Here is a 15,500-nt window from a genome sequence, read left to right as displayed (position 1 = left end):
GGCTGGACGCCGCTGCATTTTGCGGCTCAGGAAGTCACTCACAGCTGAGGACTTCGGGTCATGCAGGGCTTTCCCCAGCCACTCCTCCAGGCGTTCGGTCACCGCGTTTCGCGCACCGACATCCTCCTTGAGCAGCTGACGCACCGTACGGCGGCGCAGCTCCGCAGCGGGCACCTATGGGTGGTAGAGGGCCTGGCCGCGCGTGAGGTCGGCAGGCAAGTCCTGGCCGAGGTCGAAGAAGTAGTTCACCTGCCATGCCTGGGTGCTGCGGGCCTGCCGGTTGGTCGTGGTCACCCAGGGGGGATAGACGCGGAATCCGCGCTTCCCGCCGGAGCCGTCGCGGGACACGATGTCGCGCTCGCACAACGCCTCGCGCGGGAACACGAACTGTCCGAAGCCGTCGTCGTCGCGGCTGCTGATCACGAAGAGGTCCACTCCGTCGTCGGCGTCGAAAGGCCGGATCGGCCCCTCCTCAGACCGCTGCCACACGGTGACGAACTGTCCCACCTTCGTCGGGGTGGTCTTGGCAATGCGGAACCGAACCGAGAGGCCATCGAGCGTGAACGCGCAGGCCGCGTACTCGGCACTCTCCGGTTCGGGCACCGGCAGCGAGCAGGTGAAACCACTCGGGTCGTACACCAACGCCTTCGCCGCCAGCAGGTCGCCGTGAAGCCCCGTCCACGGCTGATTCGTCACCATGCCGTCATCCTGCCATCGCGCCCGTGCGCACTGCGTCGCCCCTCTTGCCGCAAGCCACGCCACCGCCACCCTCAAACCCCGAGGGCCATCCTCCCGACAGAGCTCAGGGCTATCGACGGGGGTGGAGCGGGGCGCCGAGTCTGTCGGGACTCACATGAGTCATGTTCTCGGCTTCGCCGCTGTTGGTGGCCTCGCCCGCCAGGTACCCGCAGAGGAAGTACGTGCACAGCACACCGGTTACGGGGTGGAGCCCATTGGCGGTCGCAGGCTTGCCGCCGGGCTTGATGACTCCGGCCGGGAAGTGTTGCCGATCCGGCCTGCGCAGGTGGGCGGAGCGGTGTCAGCGGCCTGGTGAGGGCGTCGACGCTGCGTTCGTCCTGGGAGGGCAGATCGAGTGGCTCCAGGCATGCCGTTGAACTGCTCCTTGCGGTGTGGGTCTCGTGGGGCGCTACCACTTGGCCGAACCCGTGACGCGCCGTCGCTTTGGTGAGGAAAAGCGGTGGTTGTGAGCGTCCCGGGTCGGCATGTGCCTCTCTCCTGGGATCGGCCCCGAGTGGGTGCCCGAGGTACCCGCGAGACATGCCGTCGCCGGGACTGCATGAGTGGCGGCGCAAACGCGAAAGGCAGCTCGAATGGCCATGCCCAGGTTGTTTCCCGATCCGCCCGTCACGCGCAGACGACGCACCAGACGCGCCACAGACCGGCAGCGGTCGAGAAACAGCCGGATGGGGGCGGTAGCGGCCATGGCCGCGGCGCTTGTGATGCTGTGTCCCGGGCTCGCCCTGGCCGCCCCAGGGGACCCGGACACCTCCTTCGACACCGACGGCAAGGTGACCACCGACCTCGGCGGCACCACCGACGAGGCGTTCGCGGTGGCGGTGCAGGCCGACGGCAAGATCATCACCGTTGGCCGGAGCGGCAGCCGCCTCGCGCTGGCCCGCCACCACGCCAATGGAAGCCCGGACTCCTCCTTCGACACCGACGGCAGGGTGACCATCGCCTTCGGCTCAGGGTTCTCGGGTTCCGCGATGGCGGTGCAGGCCGACGGCAAGATCGTCGCCGCTGGGCTGTCAGGTGGGCAATTCGCGGTGGCGCGCTACAGCACCAACGGCGGCCTGGACCCCTCGTTCGACACCGACGGCAAGGTGACCACCTCCATCACCGGTGCCAACGACCGGGCTAACGGGATGGCGCTGCAGCCCGATGGCAAGATCGTCGCCGCCGGCGGGTCCGGCACCGGCGGCTTCGCCCTGGCCCGTTACGACGTCAACGGCAGCCTGGACGCCTCCTTCAATGCCGATGGCAAGGTGACCACCGACTTCGGTGCCCCCAACGACGAGGCGTTCGCGGTGGCGCTGCAGGCCGACGGAAAGATCATCGCGGCCGGCCGGAGCGGCACCGACTTCGCACTGGCCCGCTATCAGAACGGCACGGCCGGGGTGGACCTGTCGGTCACCAAGTCCGGGCCGGCCACGGTCAGCCTGGGTGATCAAGCCTCCTACACCGTGACGGTGACCAACACCAGCTCCGCCCTGCAGTCGACCAACGTCACGATGGCTGGCACCCTCACCGGACCGGGCCAACTGCTGTCCGCAACGCCCAGCCAGGGCACCTGCACCACCACAGCCACCGGCGCCTCCTGCGCCCTGGGCACCCTCGCGCCCAGCACCAGCACCAGCGCCACCGTGACCGTCGAGGTCGAACCCACGGCCACGGGCACTCTCACCGACACCGCCACCGCCGACGCCACGGAGCCCGACCTCACACCGGGCAACGACACCGAGAGCGTGACCACCACCGTGAACAACGCCCACGGCTGCACGGTCCTCGGCACGAGCGGTGCCAACAACCTCGTCGGCACGTCCGGGAACGACGTGCTCTGCTCCCTCGGCGGCAACGACACCGTCAGCGCAGGCAACGGCAACGACACCGTCTATGGCGGATCCGGCAACGACAGCGTCAGCGGCGGCAACGGCACAGACACCCTCAACGGTGGATCCGGCAACGACACCATCAGCGCTGACAACGGCGCTGACGCCCTCGACGGTGAAGCCGGCAACGACACCCTTGTCGGCGGCAACGGCGCCGACACCGTCAACGGCGGACCCGGCAACGACACCTGCGTCACCAGCACCGGCGACACCGTCACCAATTGCCCATAACGAAGCCACGACACCTCAGGCTGGGAGACCGCCCCCTCGTATGTCCCGCCCCGCTGTGCACCCCATCGCAGTGGGGCGGGATCTGCGTTCCTGCCCCTGACCATCCGGCTGGCCCACTGTGCGCCCACCGCGGTGGGTGCAATTCGAAGCTGCTGCTCCCCGGAGTTGCTGCGCTTGCCGACAGCGGGCCGGGTGGGACCCGGGCGTGCTCAGACCGGGGCTGCGTTCTGTGGGGTCAGCTCTTGAGTCATAGGGCGAGCCAGGTGACAGCTGCGTCGCCAGCGGCGCCGGCTGCGCGGTGCGCACCTCCCGCGCCGCCGCTCCCCGAACATCCCCGAGGTGGCTGGGCGACGTCCTGGGGAGTCGTCTGTCGAGGAGTTCGGGAGGCGTGCGGCCCGGGGTGCAGTGATCAACACTCAAGCTCAAGCTCAAGCGCAGGAAGCGCTGCCGCTGCCGGCGGCCGGCGAGCCCGGGTCACCCTGCGGCCCACCTGCGGCTGCGGCGAGGCCCTGCCGTAGGTGTGTGAGGCGTGCGATCTCCGCGTCCAGGGTTGCCAGGCGATCGGCCACGACGTCGTTGGACTCGGCGGGGCGGCTGCCACAGGATGCCGACGGATCCTGGACGAGGAGGTCCAGGCGGTGGGCGCGACGGCGGAGGTCCTCCAGGGTGAGGCCCAGAGCGAGAAGGTTGCGGATGACGCGGACGCGGGCCACCTCGGCGGGGCCGTACTCACGTTGGCCGGACGGGGTACGTGGCGGGGGCTGGAGCAGGCCGCGGGCCTCGTACAGGCGCAGAGCGCGCGGTGTGGTGCCGGCCGCCGCCGCTGCCTCGCCGATCCGCATGCCCGCTCCACCCTGTCCTACAGCTCCACGATTGTCGCCCCGAAGGAGCGGCCGCCGATCAGTTGGGGCAACGCCCCCGGGGCGCGCTCCATTCCGCGGACCGGGGTGTACGGGAAACGGATGTCGCCCGCCCGCAGCCAGTCCCCGAAGTGAGCCTCCCACTCCGCCCCGACATCCGGGTGGTCTGCGCCGCTGTAGCCGGCGATCGTGATGCCCCTGGTCAGCAACCGGTACGTGTCGAGCACGGTCGGCGCGCTCCCGCCCGCCCGGTTTGGGGACAGCTGACCGTCCAGCGCGCCCACCAGGGCGAACCGGGCGCCCCGGTTCGCTGCATGGACGGCGGCCGTCAACTGTCCGCCGCCCACGGTGTCCAGGACGACGTCGATACCGTCCGGCGCTGCCTTGGCGAGTTGCGTTTCGATCGGGGCCGCTCCGCGCAGCACGGTGGCGTCGTAGCCGAGTTCCCGTTGCAGCCGCCGAGCCTTGTCCGGTGAGCCGGTGCTGCCTACCACCCGGGCGGCACCCAACAGCCGAGCGATCTGGCCCGCCAGGGTGCCCACAGCGCCGGCGGCGCCGGTCACGAACACGGTGTCGCCCTCTTGGACCTCGGCCAGCCGGGTCAGCGCGCCGTACGCCGCGGAGCCCTGGGCGAGGTGGGCCACCGGGTCGGGCAGGGTGCCGTCCAGCGGCCTGCACTCGGCAGCGGCGGGCGTCGCGTAGTCCCGCCAGCCATGAAGGTGCAGCACCAGCTGACCCTTCTCCAGCGGCCCATCGACCACCTCGCCGATCGCAGGGCCGAACAGGGTGTCGCCAGGGTGCAGCGGCGGCAGCGGGACATCGCGGGTCTCGCCTCCGATGAGGGTCCGCAGGCCCGGAAAGACACTGAAATGGGTGTTGCGGACGAGCACCTGGCCGGCCTCGGGACGGGGGATGGGGGCCTGTGCCAGGGTGAAGTCGTCTGGGGTCGGCAATCCAGCGGGGCGGCGGACAAGGCAGACAAGGCGATGAGTCGTGTTCATGGCCGGACGCTAAGCCTTGACCCGTGGGTCAGGGTCAAGGCTCAGCTTGAGTATTGACTTTGATCGAGTCGGGCCGACGCGGCTCACCCGCTTCCGGCCGCTGCGTGAACTGCCGCTGCGTGAACTGCCGCCGCCGCGCCGCGCCCGGTCGATGGCTCACGTTCATCGGGGTAGTTGCGCGGGGAGCCGGTCCAGTACGGGCATGCCGATTCCGGGATCACGATCAGGGGTCGGGGTCCGCCCATCGAGGTGACCCAGGCGGGCGTCCTTGCGATCTCCGTTCAACGGCCGGGAGACCGGTGCTGGACGAGGACCTGTCGGTGGTGCCGCGGCGGACGCGTTCTTGCGGTACTCAGCGGCACCGTCATCGAACTTCGACATGAGCGCGCTCACCCCTGCGGCCGTGTGCGACGCCATCGTCGACCATCGCGCGACAGCCCTCCTCCTTCTTCTTCTGGTCGGCCATCCGGAGCCGGACGTGCCGATCGTCACGTCCGTCCGCCGCGACCAGCACCTCGCGGAGATCCTGATCGGGGCTCCGGCCGGGCGGCCGGAGTTCGCTGAACGGGCGACGCTGCTGGGCGACGACGGTGCCGCGATCCCGTTCCTGCGCTACCTGCCCGAGTGCCTCAGCCTCCTCGGTGCGTGGGTCGAGACGGCCCTCCGCCGGCAGCTTGCCGAAGCGCCCTGCTTCGTCGCCTTCGAGGGCTACGACACGGTCACCGTCCTCGCCGGTGCGCTGCGTTCCCACGGCACGGACCGGGCGCGCACCGCCGAATCCTGGCGGCGCGTCGGGTTCGAAGGCACCCGCGGGAAGATCCGGCTCGGCGCGCAGATGCGTGGCGCAGGCTGCCAGTCCGGCCGAACCGTCGAGTCACGCCGCCTGCGTGCAGGGGGAGGAGCGGTGACCGAAGGTCAGTACCGCTCACCAGAGCTCGGGTTGACTCCAACGCGGGCACCTGTGTCGGCATGGCTCTGGGACGTGGTCAGCGATAGTCGTTGAGCCAGTCGCCCGGGATCAGGTCACGAACGCGGTCAAGGCTTTCTGCCGTCCGGCCGCGGGCCAGGATGGCCGCGCCGTCGTCATCGCGCAGAAGGACGTCTTGGCCAAGGAACCACCGGGTCTCTTCGCCGATGGGGTAGGCCGGGAACGGCAGTCGGACGGAGGTCGTCTCCAGCAGTTCGAGGCTGTCGCCACCCGGGTCGAGGAAGTCGCAGAGCTCTTCGTCGGCCTGCAGGGACTCCGACAAGATGATCTCGACGAAGCAGAGGGAAAGACGCTCCAGCCAGCCCTCCCACCGCTCGGCGCTCTTGTCGGCAAGGTCAAGCCGGATGAGCACCGCAGGATCGTCATCCTGGAGGCTGTCGAGGAGGATGCCCCAGGAGGCGGATCCCTGGTTCTCGTGACGGAAGACCAGGGCCTCGTTGGCGTCATCGACAAACAGCTCTGCAGGGCCGAGCAGTACATCGTGGTTGCTGGTGAGATCCTGCCGACGTCCGAACAGCAGATACGCCTCGCGCAACGCCGTCGGCAGCCGCACACCCAGCCTCTCCTCGGCAGCGTCGAGATCGGCGTCCGTCCATCCGTCATGGTTTCCCAGGGCGGCGCCGGCCCAGTGGGCGGCGAAGCTCTGGACGAAGGCCCATGCGCCACCGCGGCCTTCGACGCCTCTGGCGAGCGACGCGGCAAGATCGAACCCCTGTGTCATGTCAGGACGATATCCGTCCAGACGAAGACGCCCCGGGGGGCCCGGTCGTCTGCTCCCGTCGACCTGACATCGTCTTGATCGGCCCCCATGCCGTTCGTCAGCCGTGGCTGCGTCGATGCCTGTTGTGCGTTCGGACGGCCCGTCGTCCGAACGGATTCGGCGTTTCGCTCGTGCCACGAGATCACCTATTATCGTCCTGGCGACGATAATAGGTCCAGGGGCATGCTCGGCCGGGGTGGCCCTCAGCGCACGTGATACCACCGGAGCGAAATTGGCCACCCGTCAGGGTCTGAACGCGCAGGCCGGCGCCCCTTTTTCCGGTCCCACGACCACAGCCCGACCGTCGGCCGGGCCTCCTGCTCGGACCGCGCCGAGGACCCGGTCGTCGCTGCTCGCCGCTGCCGCACTCGTGTGTCCTCTCGTGCTCGTCGCGGGTGTGCTCTTCGGTCGTCTGCGCGGATGAACTCGGAACCAGAAGACGTGCTCCGACCGGACGGGAGCACCGACACCCACCAACTTTGGGAGACACGGATGACATCGACGGACGACACGACGGGGATCGCATCGACCCATGCCGAGTTGGCGCGGCGGGCGGTGAGCGCGCTGGTGAAGATCGCCGACACCGACCACTGGGGGAAGGATCTGCATCAAGAACTCACCTACTTCCTCGCCGGCGCCAGTTCGGCTCAGGCGGAGCACTACTACATGGTGTGGCTTGATGAATGGCGCGAGCGTTGGATGGCCGCCCGCGAGGAGGGCGACCAGGACGCTGAGGCCGCCGCGGAGGCCGATTTCCGCGAGGAGGTGCGGTCCGCGCTCGGCTGGCGTCCCAGCGCGCGACGGGAGCTGCGCAGCAAGGTGGGTAAGTGGACACAAGCGGACCGCCAGTTGCTAACGGCTGCCGACATCAGGAAAGCGCTGGGGCTGGGCGAGGAGTTCCGGGGGTGGACCGAGGCGCTGGAGGAGGTGACGGGACCGTTCCTGTCACCCGACATACCTGAGGGCGACGAATTGATCGCTTTGATGGAAGAATTGGAGATTCCCCAGGAAGATCACGCCGACATCGCTGCCGCGGTCGATGCCGTGACCGATGTCGACTCCTCATGGCTCTGGCTGCTGGAGCGGATCTTCAGTTTGATCCGGTCCCGGATGGGAAACAGCCTGAACATCCCCGTCGGCCCCGTCATGCGTGACCACGGTTCGGCGGGCTGGTGGTTCTACGTCGTGGCCTTTCTGGCCGCCGCCCCTGCCGTGAGGGGGTTCCACCGCCTGATCAAGGTGCCGGCCGAGACATCCGCGGCGACTCTGGGGATCCTGGGGGAGAAGATTGCCGTCTACCGGCGGGGGGACAGCGGCCACGGCGGGTTGGTCCAGCACGACTACGTGATGGCTGCCTTCTGCGGGCGTCTGTACCGGCTGGAACAGCTCGACTGCCTGGCGTGGAACGGCCAGGTGGATGTGCGCGTCCCCCACGGAGCGCATCCGCTGACGACCGTACCGGACCAGGCCTGGGCGGATCGCGTTCACGCGTTCTTCCGCCGCCTGCCGCAAGAGTACGGACAGGGCATCCGATGGGGCCAGAGCGCACTCACCGTCAACGTCGAGGGCTGGATGGTCGACCCGGACTTGAACGACTACCTGCCCGAGGACCACGACCTGCGCCGGTTCGTCGCCGAGCTCGGCTCCTTCACGCGCAGGCATGACCTCCATCCCGCCCAGGACCAGCTCGGGCTGACGGGCGGCGACCGTGACGCGATCGAGTACGCCTTCGGACGCTACGTGTGGGACCTGGGCGATGCACTGGCGCTGACCGCCGAGACCGACACCCAGCGGGCCGTACTCGCCCACCTACAGGCCGGCCACCACTGGACCCGCCCAGCCGCGGGGCACCCGATCTTCTCGTACTGAACCAGGAAGCGAACGGGTGATGCGTCGCCAGGGAAGACCGGTCGGTGCCGCCTCGGCCTACCTGCGGTTCTCCGAGTGGAGCACGGCCAGGTGGTGGGCCCAGCTCCACCACCTGGCGCTTGACGAACGTCGAAGTGCGCGCTGATCACACTGGCCACCAGCTGACGTTCGCGATCACCGGGCTCCGCCGAGCCTACGGCCGGCGGAGCCCATGCATGCTCGCCGGGGCGAAGAGCAGGTGTTGATCACCCGCGGGTAGCGTCTGGGCCATGAACGATGACTGGCGGAGGGACCGGATCGGGGCCGCTCTGCGTGGGGAGAACCCGACTGTGCTGCGGCGGCTCGGGTCGGGCTTCGCGGTGATCGGCGACGTTCAGTTCCTACCCGGGTACTCCGTTCTCCTGGCGGACGAACTGGGTGTTCAACGGCTCTCCGACCTGCCGAGGGCCCAGCGACTGTCGTTTCTGTCCGACATGGATCAGCTCGGAGAAGCGGTTGAGCGGGCCTGCCGGCGGCTGGACCCCGGCTTTCGTCGGGTCAACCTGGAGATCCTCGGCAACACCGACCCGTTCCTGCATGCCCATGTCTGGCCGCGGTTCGAGTGGGAGCCGGCCGACCTGGTGGGCAAACCGGTGTGGCTGTATCCGAGTGACCGGTGGAGTGACGAGCGGTTCAGGCTAGGCCCCCAGCACGACGCGCTGCGGGACGCGATCGGCAGCGAACTGGACCGGCTGCGTTCGATGGCCTGACGCTCACGCCACAGCGTCGGCGCTGCGGGACTACCAGGTCTCAGGGATCCGCGTGATCTTCGACGCGACCGCGCTCGGCACCCTGGTTCATCTCGGGTTCCGGCGCCTTCACCGCAGCTCAGAGCCCCGTAACAGCGTGAGGGATGTAAGGCATGCAGTTGGCGCGTGGCAAGCCGACGGGAGCCTAGGTGCTGGATCAGTTCGGCGGCTGACCTCGGCGGCTGGATCGCTGAGCGATCGGCGGCGGCGCCGGCCGAACCGTTCACCTTCGTGGTCGGCGCGGACGGTGTGCTTAGGCTGGCGCCGCGGCGAAGCGAGCACGTGGTTTGTGCCGGCGGAGACATGGTTCTGAGTGCCGGCGAGATCGGCTTCATGCGCTAGGCAGACCGGTGGGCCGTGGGCGAGGTCAGCAACCAGTCCACCGGGTACCGCCCGGACGTCAGCTCCTGGCCGGAGGTCGCTCGTGCTCTGGACGACGTAGAGCTCGGGCGGCCTTCCGGTTTCACCCACGAGGTGATGTTCCGGCGGTGCCCCGGCTACCAGGAGCACAACATCGTGCGCGAGGACGACTCGTCTGCGTCTTCTGCGGCAGCGATCTGCGAGCGCCATGCAGTCGACTGCGGAGTGTCTGTGACGCGCGGCCCTCATGCTCCGGCAGGTAGGACGGATCGGTGCGGACGTGGTCACAGCCCAGGCAGCGGATGCGGAATGGGCAAGCGTGCCTCGCCGGCCTTGACGTTGCTGGGCGCGGCGCAGATCCCGAAGGGTACGGGGACCTGCCCAATCCGCATCCGGGGCGTGCTCGTGGTCCAGCAAGGCCTTGGCCTGGTCCCACAACCGGTCACCGTGCCGGTCGAAGCGGAAAAAGCACCTGGGCGAGCACCTCGTCGTCCACGCAGGTCCTGGAGCTCGATCACGTCCGTGCGATGGTCTCGGACTGCTTCCCTGCCAAGTTCTGCGTGTTGAGCTGCGAGCGAGGCGCGCAGGCTGGGAGGTAGCCGCTCGGGTGAGGCGTCCTACGACGCGATCGGTGCGCTCGTGGCGCGGGTCAGATGGTGAGAGTGGGCCAGGGGACGTCGGTTTCAACGGCGGCGGTGTAGTCGACGCCGGGGACGGAGAAGCCGTAGAGGCGGCGAACCTCGTCGCTGAACCAGTCGAGGTCGGCGAGTTCGGTGATGGTGCCGCTGGTGGCGGTGCTCCAGCGATCGGCGACAGCGTTCTGCACGGCGGGGTCGAGCTCCCAGGTGTCGAGGCGGACACGGCCCTCGTCGTCGAGGTCGAGGGGGCGGGAGCCGGTCAGCTGGTCCCACAGCTCCACCAGTTGGCCGATCGGGGTCACCATGGCGTCGCCGAGGACGCCGCGCAGCAGCCCGACGTACAGGGCGATGCCGGGGATGGCGGTGGAGGACTGGGTGACGGCAGCGGCGTTGACCGAGGTCACGGCCCGGCCGCCGAGGGTCTTGCCGAGGCGCTCGTCCCACGTGCGTGCGGTGGCTTCCAGATGAGACTTCGCGGCGCCAATGGTGCCTTGCCGGTAGATCGCCGCGGTGAGCGGCGAGCCGATGTAGGACAGGGCGGCGGTGGTGAAGCCGTCGGCGAGCAGGGACCGGCCGCCCAGGAATGTGATCCACCGCTCCCAGTCGGTGCCGCCCATGACCGCCACGGTCTGCTTGATGTCGTCGCCCTCGGCCGGCTCGGTGGTGACTTCCTTGACCTCCGGGGTGCCGTGCTCGTCGAAGACGAGGGTCTTGGTGGTGTACGGCGAGCCGACCGGCTTGAGGACCGAGGCAGACACGTTGCCGGTGTCCGGGTCGGTGCGGCGAGGCGCGGCCACCGAGTAGATCAGGTAGTCGAGTCGTCCCCCGAACCGCTCGGCCAGGAGGTCGGCCACCTGCTCCTTCATCGTGTCGCTGAACGCGTCGCCATTGAGGAAGACCATGTCCCGCCCATGCTGCTGGGCGAGCCGGGCTGTGGCGGCGGTGCGATACCAGCCGGCCGTGCCGGTGCGCCGCGCGGGCGGCTTCTCGAAGCACACGCCGATGCCACGGATCCCGACCCGGGCCAGGCCCGCGATCGTTGCGGCCAGGCCATACCCGGCGGACGAGCCGATGACGAGGGCAACCGGCCCTTCGCCCCCGGCGGGGGCCGGGGTGGGGACGGCCTGCCATATGTCGTCCACCAGCTGTCGGCAGCCGCCAGGGTGGGAGTCGAGGAACAGGAAGCCCCGGCTCTTGGGCGCAATGACGCGTTCGCTCACGTTTGGTGTCCCAGTGTCGTTACGGACTTGGCCGCGGAGGCCGTCGCGGCCACCCCGTCCTGCAAGTCTGCGGCCATGCGGATGAACACGGTGATCTTGACCTGGCACAACGATGTGCAGCCGGGCTTGGAGGGTTTCCACTAGCTCTAGCGGGGCTGGCGGCACCCGCCGGACTAGGGCCTGTTGCGAAGTGGATCGTCTGTCAGACCTGCCTGGGATGCTCCGAGCATGGAGATGACAGTGCAGCTGACGATCGACTGCTCCGATCCGCAGAGAATGGTGACTTTCTGGGTCGAGGCCCTGGGCTATGTGCCTGAGCCTCCGCCGGGCGGGCACGCCACGTGGCGTGCTTACTGGGCGGCGGTGGGGGTGCCCGAGGCAGAGTTGCCGGCCGGGGCTGGGGATATTCCGGAGTCGATCATCGATCCCGCGGGGCGTGGCCCGAGGGTGTGGTTCCAGCAGGTTCCGGAGCCGAAGGTCGCCAAGAACCGGTGGCACTTCGACCTGAAGGTCGGTGGGGGCCGCGACGTTCCACTGGACGTCCGTACGCAGCGGGTCAAGGCTACGGTGGAACGGCTGGTCAAAGCTGGTGCCACCGTGCTGCGGATCAAGGATGAGCCGGACATGGGCCTCTACGCCGCCGCCATGCAGGACCCCGAGGGCAACGAATTCGACGTCGTCTGAGGGCCGTTGCGACGGTGCTGGTCCCAGCCACTCGTTCACGGCTGCGACCAGTACCGTCGCCTCGTAGCGGACGGAGAGCTTGTCGTACATCGTGGCCACTGCCCTGTGCCTTTTTGGTCGGTTGATCCCGCACTCCAGCGCATGGCGCTCGCGGTAATCCACCGCATCGAAATGCGAAAGGCCGACCGCCACGGGAGCCGAGCTTCTGGCGGTTGCGCGCCTGGTCGGCCTTGTCCGGGATGGTGCAGATCCCGCGGCGGCGCAGGTACGTCCGGTTCGTCCGGGAGGCGTACGCCTTGTCAGCCCGCACGCGATCAGGGCGAACGCGTGGCCGACCCGGCCCGATGCGGGGCACGCGGACCTTCTCCAGCACCGGTTCGAACTGCGGCGAGTCCCCGCGCTGCCCAGCGGTCACCACGATCGACATGGGCTTCTGGCCCTGCTCGACAGCCAGGTGCAACTTGGTGGTGAACCCACCGCGCGAACGTCCAAGCCCGTGATCACAGGGCTCGTCAGAGACACCGCCCGGTGGTTCTTTCTGAAGGTCACCCTGCTGCGAGCCCTGGCCGCATGCTGATGGGCACGGCACACCGTGGAGTCGACGCTCAGGTCCCATACGATCGCCCCCTCCGCGGCGGCCGGGGACTGGAGCCGGATGAGGATCCGGTGCCAGGTGCCGTCCCGCTGCCATCGGCGGTACACGTCGTAGATCCGGCCCCACGGCCCGTACTCGGCAGGCACGTCCCACCACGGAACACCGGTCCGGACCCGGAACCGCATGCCGTCGATCAGCTGCCGCCGGGGCCAGATGGGCGGTCGTCCCACCTTCGCTCCCTTGGGCAACAACGGCTCCGACACCGCCCACTGTGCATCCGTGAGATATCCCCGTGCCATGAACCACGATCATTCGTCACTCAAGATCCACTGTCGTAACAGGCCTTAGGACTCCTAACAAAAGTAGTGGGCTTGACCTGGTCAAGGGGCAGTGTCGCGCACGAGGCTGTCGGGTAGCGGGACGCGGTCAGCTGCGTAATCGCATGCGATAAATCTGGCAACGTCGGCGATCACCTCCGGGATACTGGTCGCCCATGGATGAGGTCAAAGTCGTCGTCGCCCATTCCGAGCGCGCGACCCTGCGCGTCGGCGACGTGTTCCTGAAGGTGGACGCCGATCAGGCGCGTATCGACGTCGAGGTCGAGGCGATGTCCCTCGCGCCGGTCCCGACCCCGGAGGTCCTGTGGCGCAAGCCGCCCGTGCTCGCGATCGCTGCGCTCCCGGGGACGACGCTTGGGCGCCTCGGCGGGCCGTCGACCGGGTCGTCGGCGGCGTGGGCCGCGACGGGCGCCGTAATCCGGAAGCTGCACGACGCGCCGCTGCCGCCCCGGCCCGGCCGGGCCGGGCGGAGCATCGTCGCGCTGGCGGCGGAACTCGACGACGAGTGCGAGTTGCTCGTGACGAACGGCCTCCTGCCCGCTGACCTGGTCACCCGTAACCGCCGGGTCGCCGAGGCCGCGCTCCGGCCGTGGGCTCCGGCGTTCACGCACGGCGACCTGCAGATCGCGCACGTCTTCGTCGATGGCGACGAGGTGACGGGCATTATCGACTGGTCCGAGGCGGGCCAGGGTGATGCTCTGTACGACCTCGCCACCTTCACGCTCGGACACGAGGAGCACCTCGACGACGTCCTCGTCGGCTATGGCACCGACATCAACCTCGACGTGATCCACGCTTGGTGGTCGTTGCGAAGCCTGCTGGCAGTTCGCTGGCTGATCGAGCACGGCTTCGACCCGTTCGCGCCGGGCTGTGAGGTCGACGTGCTGAGATCCCGGGTGTGAGGCTGCTCGGGTACGACTGCTACGTACGCGTTCTGACGCATCGAGCAGGCCGTCCCCTCCGGCGATCGCCCGCCTTCACTCTCAACAAAGTGTGGTGCGCAGTCGTCGCCAGCAGATGGCGGCGCAGCCAAGGGTGACGAACGCGTGGTGGATGTCGTCGCGGATCTCCCAGCGCATACGCAGGCGGCGGAACCAGTGCAGCAGCGCGATCGCTCCTTCCACGACCCAGCGGTACACGCCCAGGCCAGAGCCGTGCCCGGTGCCGCGCCGGGCAATGTGCGGGGTGATCTGGAACCGGCGGACCTTGTTCCGGTAGACCTCATGGTCATTGCCGCGGTCGGTGTACAGGTGCTTGGGACGGCGCAGTGGCTGGCCGCGCTTGCCGCTGATCGGCGGGACGGCCTGGATCGGTGGGATCAGTTGGGTCACGTCGTTTCGGTTGCCGCCGGTAGTGATCGCGGCGACCGGGATGCCGTGCGCCTCGACGATCAGGTGGTGCTTGCTGCCGGCCTTGCCCCGGTCCACCGGGGACGGGCCGGTGGCCGGCCCGCCCTTCATCGCGCGGATGTGGCTGGAGTCGACCGCCGCGCGGGAGAAGTCCAGCAGGTCTGCGGCCCGCAGCTCGGAGAGCAGCAGCTCGTGCAGGCACTGCCAGACCCCGGCCTCGTTCCAGTCCCGCAGCCGTCGCGAGCAGGTCATCCCCGAGCCGAAGCCCAGCTCCAGGAAATCCCAGCGGCGGCCTTCCTCATCTCGACTGGCTCGCCCCTTCGGCCAGCATCAACGAGGACTGACACACCATCATTCCTGGAGGTTCAGAAGCCTCCTTTTGTTAGGAGTCGTTAGCAGGACACCGTCCGGGCCGTGCACGATCACGCCGACCCCGAGCGCCGTGTTCCGCGGGGGAGGCGCGGTCTTACGGGGACGGCTCGGAACCGCTCCGGCCGGTGGGCCATGTACAGCCGGTACGAGAGGGCGTTGTCCGGCTGCGGGGCGTCGATCGTGGTGACCGAGTCGAGGATGAGGCCGTGCTCGATGAGGAGGTCCTCCCACAGCTGCCGCGTGAGGACCCACATGTGCACGGAGTGCTCCTCGGTGGTGCCGGGCAGCCGCAGAACCTCGGGCCGTGCGACCACGGAGGCCGAGGGGCGGTGCCGTGGGAGTTGGTGTGCAGCGCGCTGAATACGAAGCGCCCGCCGGGCCTGAGTCCGTTGGCCAGCGCGGGCAGGAGCCGGCGCGGGTCCGTGAAGGGCACGCCGTTGACCGAGTAGATCAGGTCGTACGGTTCGGTGTCGCGCAGGTGGGCGACGGCGTCGGCGCAGACCGGGCGGAGGCCGGGTGTGTCGGGGTAGCGGACGGCGGCGCGCTGGTGCTGGGTCGGGGAGGAGTCCACGGCGGTGACCGTCGCGCCCAGGGGCGGCCATGCGGGCGGCGTGCCGGCCGAGTCCGCTGCCGAGGTCGAGCACGCGCAGCCCCTTCACGTCGCCGAAGACCTCGATGCCGAACCCGGCCTCGGGTAGGTCCCAGACCCACCCGTCCAGCTCCGGCAGTTCGATGTCTCGGGCGAGCTGGTGGGCGCCGTACGTGGTCCAGGTGCCCACGTTCTGTGTCTCGAAGTCCTTCATCGGTTTCTCCGCGG

General features: G+C 69.0%; 12 protein-coding genes and 5 pseudogenes. 8 read left to right on the top strand and 9 right to left on the bottom strand.

Features of this window, described 5'->3' with window-relative positions; genetic code table 11:
- Positions 1 to 174 precede the first annotated feature (174 nt).
- Positions 175 to 699 (bottom strand): MepB family protein, encoded by a 525-nt coding sequence (locus Q5762_RS00090; RefSeq protein ID WP_315889776.1) that lies wholly within the window; start codon positions 697 to 699, stop codon positions 175 to 177.
- 743 nt (positions 700 to 1,442) lie between these two features.
- On the opposite strand from Q5762_RS00090, the gene Q5762_RS00080 reads away from it, so the two are divergent.
- Positions 1,443 to 2,861 (top strand): hypothetical protein, encoded by a 1,419-nt coding sequence (locus Q5762_RS00080; RefSeq protein ID WP_315889775.1) that lies wholly within the window; start codon positions 1,443 to 1,445, stop codon positions 2,859 to 2,861.
- Positions 2,862 to 3,289: 428 nt separating this feature from the next.
- Here the strand turns inward: Q5762_RS00080 and Q5762_RS00075 are convergent, their stop codons facing one another.
- Together Q5762_RS00075 and Q5762_RS00070 are read right to left on the bottom strand one after the other, a co-directional pair.
- On the bottom strand, positions 3,290 to 3,703 hold the full coding sequence (locus Q5762_RS00075; protein ID WP_315889774.1) for a MerR family transcriptional regulator: 414 nt from the start codon (positions 3,701 to 3,703) through the stop codon (positions 3,290 to 3,292).
- A 17-nt stretch (positions 3,704 to 3,720) separates the two neighbouring features.
- Complete coding sequence (locus Q5762_RS00070; protein ID WP_315889773.1) at positions 3,721 to 4,722, bottom strand: NADP-dependent oxidoreductase; 1,002 nt, start codon at positions 4,720 to 4,722, stop codon at positions 3,721 to 3,723.
- 321 nt (positions 4,723 to 5,043) lie between these two features.
- On the opposite strand from Q5762_RS00070, the pseudogene Q5762_RS00065 reads away from it, so the two are divergent.
- Positions 5,044 to 5,545: pseudogene (locus Q5762_RS00065) on the top strand (amino acid ABC transporter substrate-binding protein); the annotation flags it as partial.
- Between the two features lie 163 nt (positions 5,546 to 5,708).
- On the opposite strand, the gene Q5762_RS00060 reads toward Q5762_RS00065, so the two are convergent.
- The gene (locus Q5762_RS00060; RefSeq protein WP_315889772.1) at positions 5,709 to 6,431 is read right to left on the bottom strand and encodes an SMI1/KNR4 family protein; all 723 of its coding nucleotides are present in this window, start codon (positions 6,429 to 6,431) and stop codon (positions 5,709 to 5,711) included.
- Positions 6,432 to 6,962: 531 nt separating this feature from the next.
- Here Q5762_RS00060 and Q5762_RS00055 point away from each other — a divergent pair.
- From Q5762_RS00055 to Q5762_RS00045, 3 genes and pseudogenes are all read left to right on the top strand, one after another.
- Positions 6,963 to 8,339, top strand: a complete 1,377-nt coding sequence (locus tag Q5762_RS00055) for an acyltransferase domain-containing protein (protein WP_315889771.1) — start codon at positions 6,963 to 6,965, stop codon at positions 8,337 to 8,339.
- Between the two features lie 269 nt (positions 8,340 to 8,608).
- Positions 8,609 to 9,088 (top strand): diadenosine tetraphosphate hydrolase, encoded by a 480-nt coding sequence (locus tag Q5762_RS00050; protein WP_315889770.1) that lies wholly within the window; start codon positions 8,609 to 8,611, stop codon positions 9,086 to 9,088.
- Between the two features lie 165 nt (positions 9,089 to 9,253).
- Positions 9,254 to 9,750 (top strand): annotated as a pseudogene (locus tag Q5762_RS00045) (hypothetical protein).
- A 386-nt stretch (positions 9,751 to 10,136) separates the two neighbouring features.
- Here the strand turns inward: Q5762_RS00045 and fabV are convergent.
- Positions 10,137 to 11,345, bottom strand: a complete 1,209-nt coding sequence (fabV, locus tag Q5762_RS00040; protein ID WP_315890226.1) for an enoyl-[acyl-carrier-protein] reductase FabV — start codon at positions 11,343 to 11,345, stop codon at positions 10,137 to 10,139.
- A gap of 228 nt (positions 11,346 to 11,573) precedes the next feature.
- Here fabV and Q5762_RS00035 point away from each other — a divergent pair, with 228 nt between their 5' ends.
- Positions 11,574 to 12,029, top strand: coding sequence for a VOC family protein (locus tag Q5762_RS00035; RefSeq protein ID WP_315890225.1), 456 nt, complete (start codon positions 11,574 to 11,576; stop codon positions 12,027 to 12,029).
- Positions 12,030 to 12,053: 24 nt separating this feature from the next.
- Here the strand turns inward: Q5762_RS00035 and Q5762_RS00030 are convergent.
- Positions 12,054 to 12,923 (bottom strand): annotated as a pseudogene (locus tag Q5762_RS00030) (IS5 family transposase); the annotation flags it as partial.
- A 194-nt stretch (positions 12,924 to 13,117) separates the two neighbouring features.
- Between Q5762_RS00030 and Q5762_RS00025 the strand changes: the two are divergent.
- On the top strand, positions 13,118 to 13,864 hold the full coding sequence (locus Q5762_RS00025; RefSeq protein WP_315889769.1) for a phosphotransferase: 747 nt from the start codon (positions 13,118 to 13,120) through the stop codon (positions 13,862 to 13,864).
- Between the two features lie 81 nt (positions 13,865 to 13,945).
- On the opposite strand, the pseudogene Q5762_RS00020 reads toward Q5762_RS00025, so the two are convergent.
- The 3 genes and pseudogenes from Q5762_RS00020 to Q5762_RS00010 all read right to left on the bottom strand — a co-directional run.
- Positions 13,946 to 14,605, bottom strand: a pseudogene (locus Q5762_RS00020) (IS5 family transposase); the annotation flags it as partial.
- Between the two features lie 128 nt (positions 14,606 to 14,733).
- Positions 14,734 to 14,997, bottom strand: a complete 264-nt coding sequence (locus Q5762_RS00015; protein WP_315890259.1) for a hypothetical protein — start codon at positions 14,995 to 14,997, stop codon at positions 14,734 to 14,736.
- A 104-nt stretch (positions 14,998 to 15,101) separates the two neighbouring features.
- Positions 15,102 to 15,254, bottom strand: a pseudogene (locus tag Q5762_RS00010) (methyltransferase); the annotation flags it as partial.
- A 4-nt stretch (positions 15,255 to 15,258) separates the two neighbouring features.
- On the opposite strand from Q5762_RS00010, the gene Q5762_RS00005 reads away from it, so the two are divergent.
- Positions 15,259 to 15,381: a hypothetical protein gene (locus tag Q5762_RS00005; RefSeq protein ID WP_315889768.1), complete on the top strand. Its 123-nt coding sequence runs from the start codon at positions 15,259 to 15,261 to the stop codon at positions 15,379 to 15,381.
- Positions 15,382 to 15,500 lie beyond the last annotated feature (119 nt).

Origin of the sequence: Streptomyces sp. P9(2023) (assembly GCF_032436795.1) — a bacterium.
GTDB lineage: Bacteria > Actinomycetota > Actinomycetes > Streptomycetales > Streptomycetaceae > Streptomyces.
This window is presented reverse-complemented; position numbering and strand designations above follow the sequence as displayed.

Excerpts from the sequence above, each read along its gene's own strand:
- Q5762_RS00050 (WP_315889770.1), top strand. The coding sequence starts at position 8,609 with ATGAACGATGACTGGCGGAGGGACCGGATCGGGGCCGCTCTGCGTGGG.
- Q5762_RS00080 (WP_315889775.1), top strand. The coding sequence starts at position 1,443 with ATGGCCGCGGCGCTTGTGATGCTGTGTCCCGGGCTCGCCCTGGCCGCC.
- Q5762_RS00060 (WP_315889772.1), bottom strand. The coding sequence starts at position 6,431 with ATGACACAGGGGTTCGATCTTGCCGCGTCGCTCGCCAGAGGCGTCGAA.
- Q5762_RS00090 (WP_315889776.1), bottom strand. The coding sequence starts at position 699 with ATGGTGACGAATCAGCCGTGGACGGGGCTTCACGGCGACCTGCTGGCG.
- Q5762_RS00055 (WP_315889771.1), top strand. The coding sequence starts at position 6,963 with ATGACATCGACGGACGACACGACGGGGATCGCATCGACCCATGCCGAG.
- Q5762_RS00070 (WP_315889773.1), bottom strand. The coding sequence starts at position 4,722 with ATGAACACGACTCATCGCCTTGTCTGCCTTGTCCGCCGCCCCGCTGGA.
- Q5762_RS00075 (WP_315889774.1), bottom strand. The coding sequence starts at position 3,703 with ATGCGGATCGGCGAGGCAGCGGCGGCGGCCGGCACCACACCGCGCGCT.
- Q5762_RS00025 (WP_315889769.1), top strand. The coding sequence starts at position 13,118 with ATGGATGAGGTCAAAGTCGTCGTCGCCCATTCCGAGCGCGCGACCCTG.
- Q5762_RS00035 (WP_315890225.1), top strand. The coding sequence starts at position 11,574 with ATGGAGATGACAGTGCAGCTGACGATCGACTGCTCCGATCCGCAGAGA.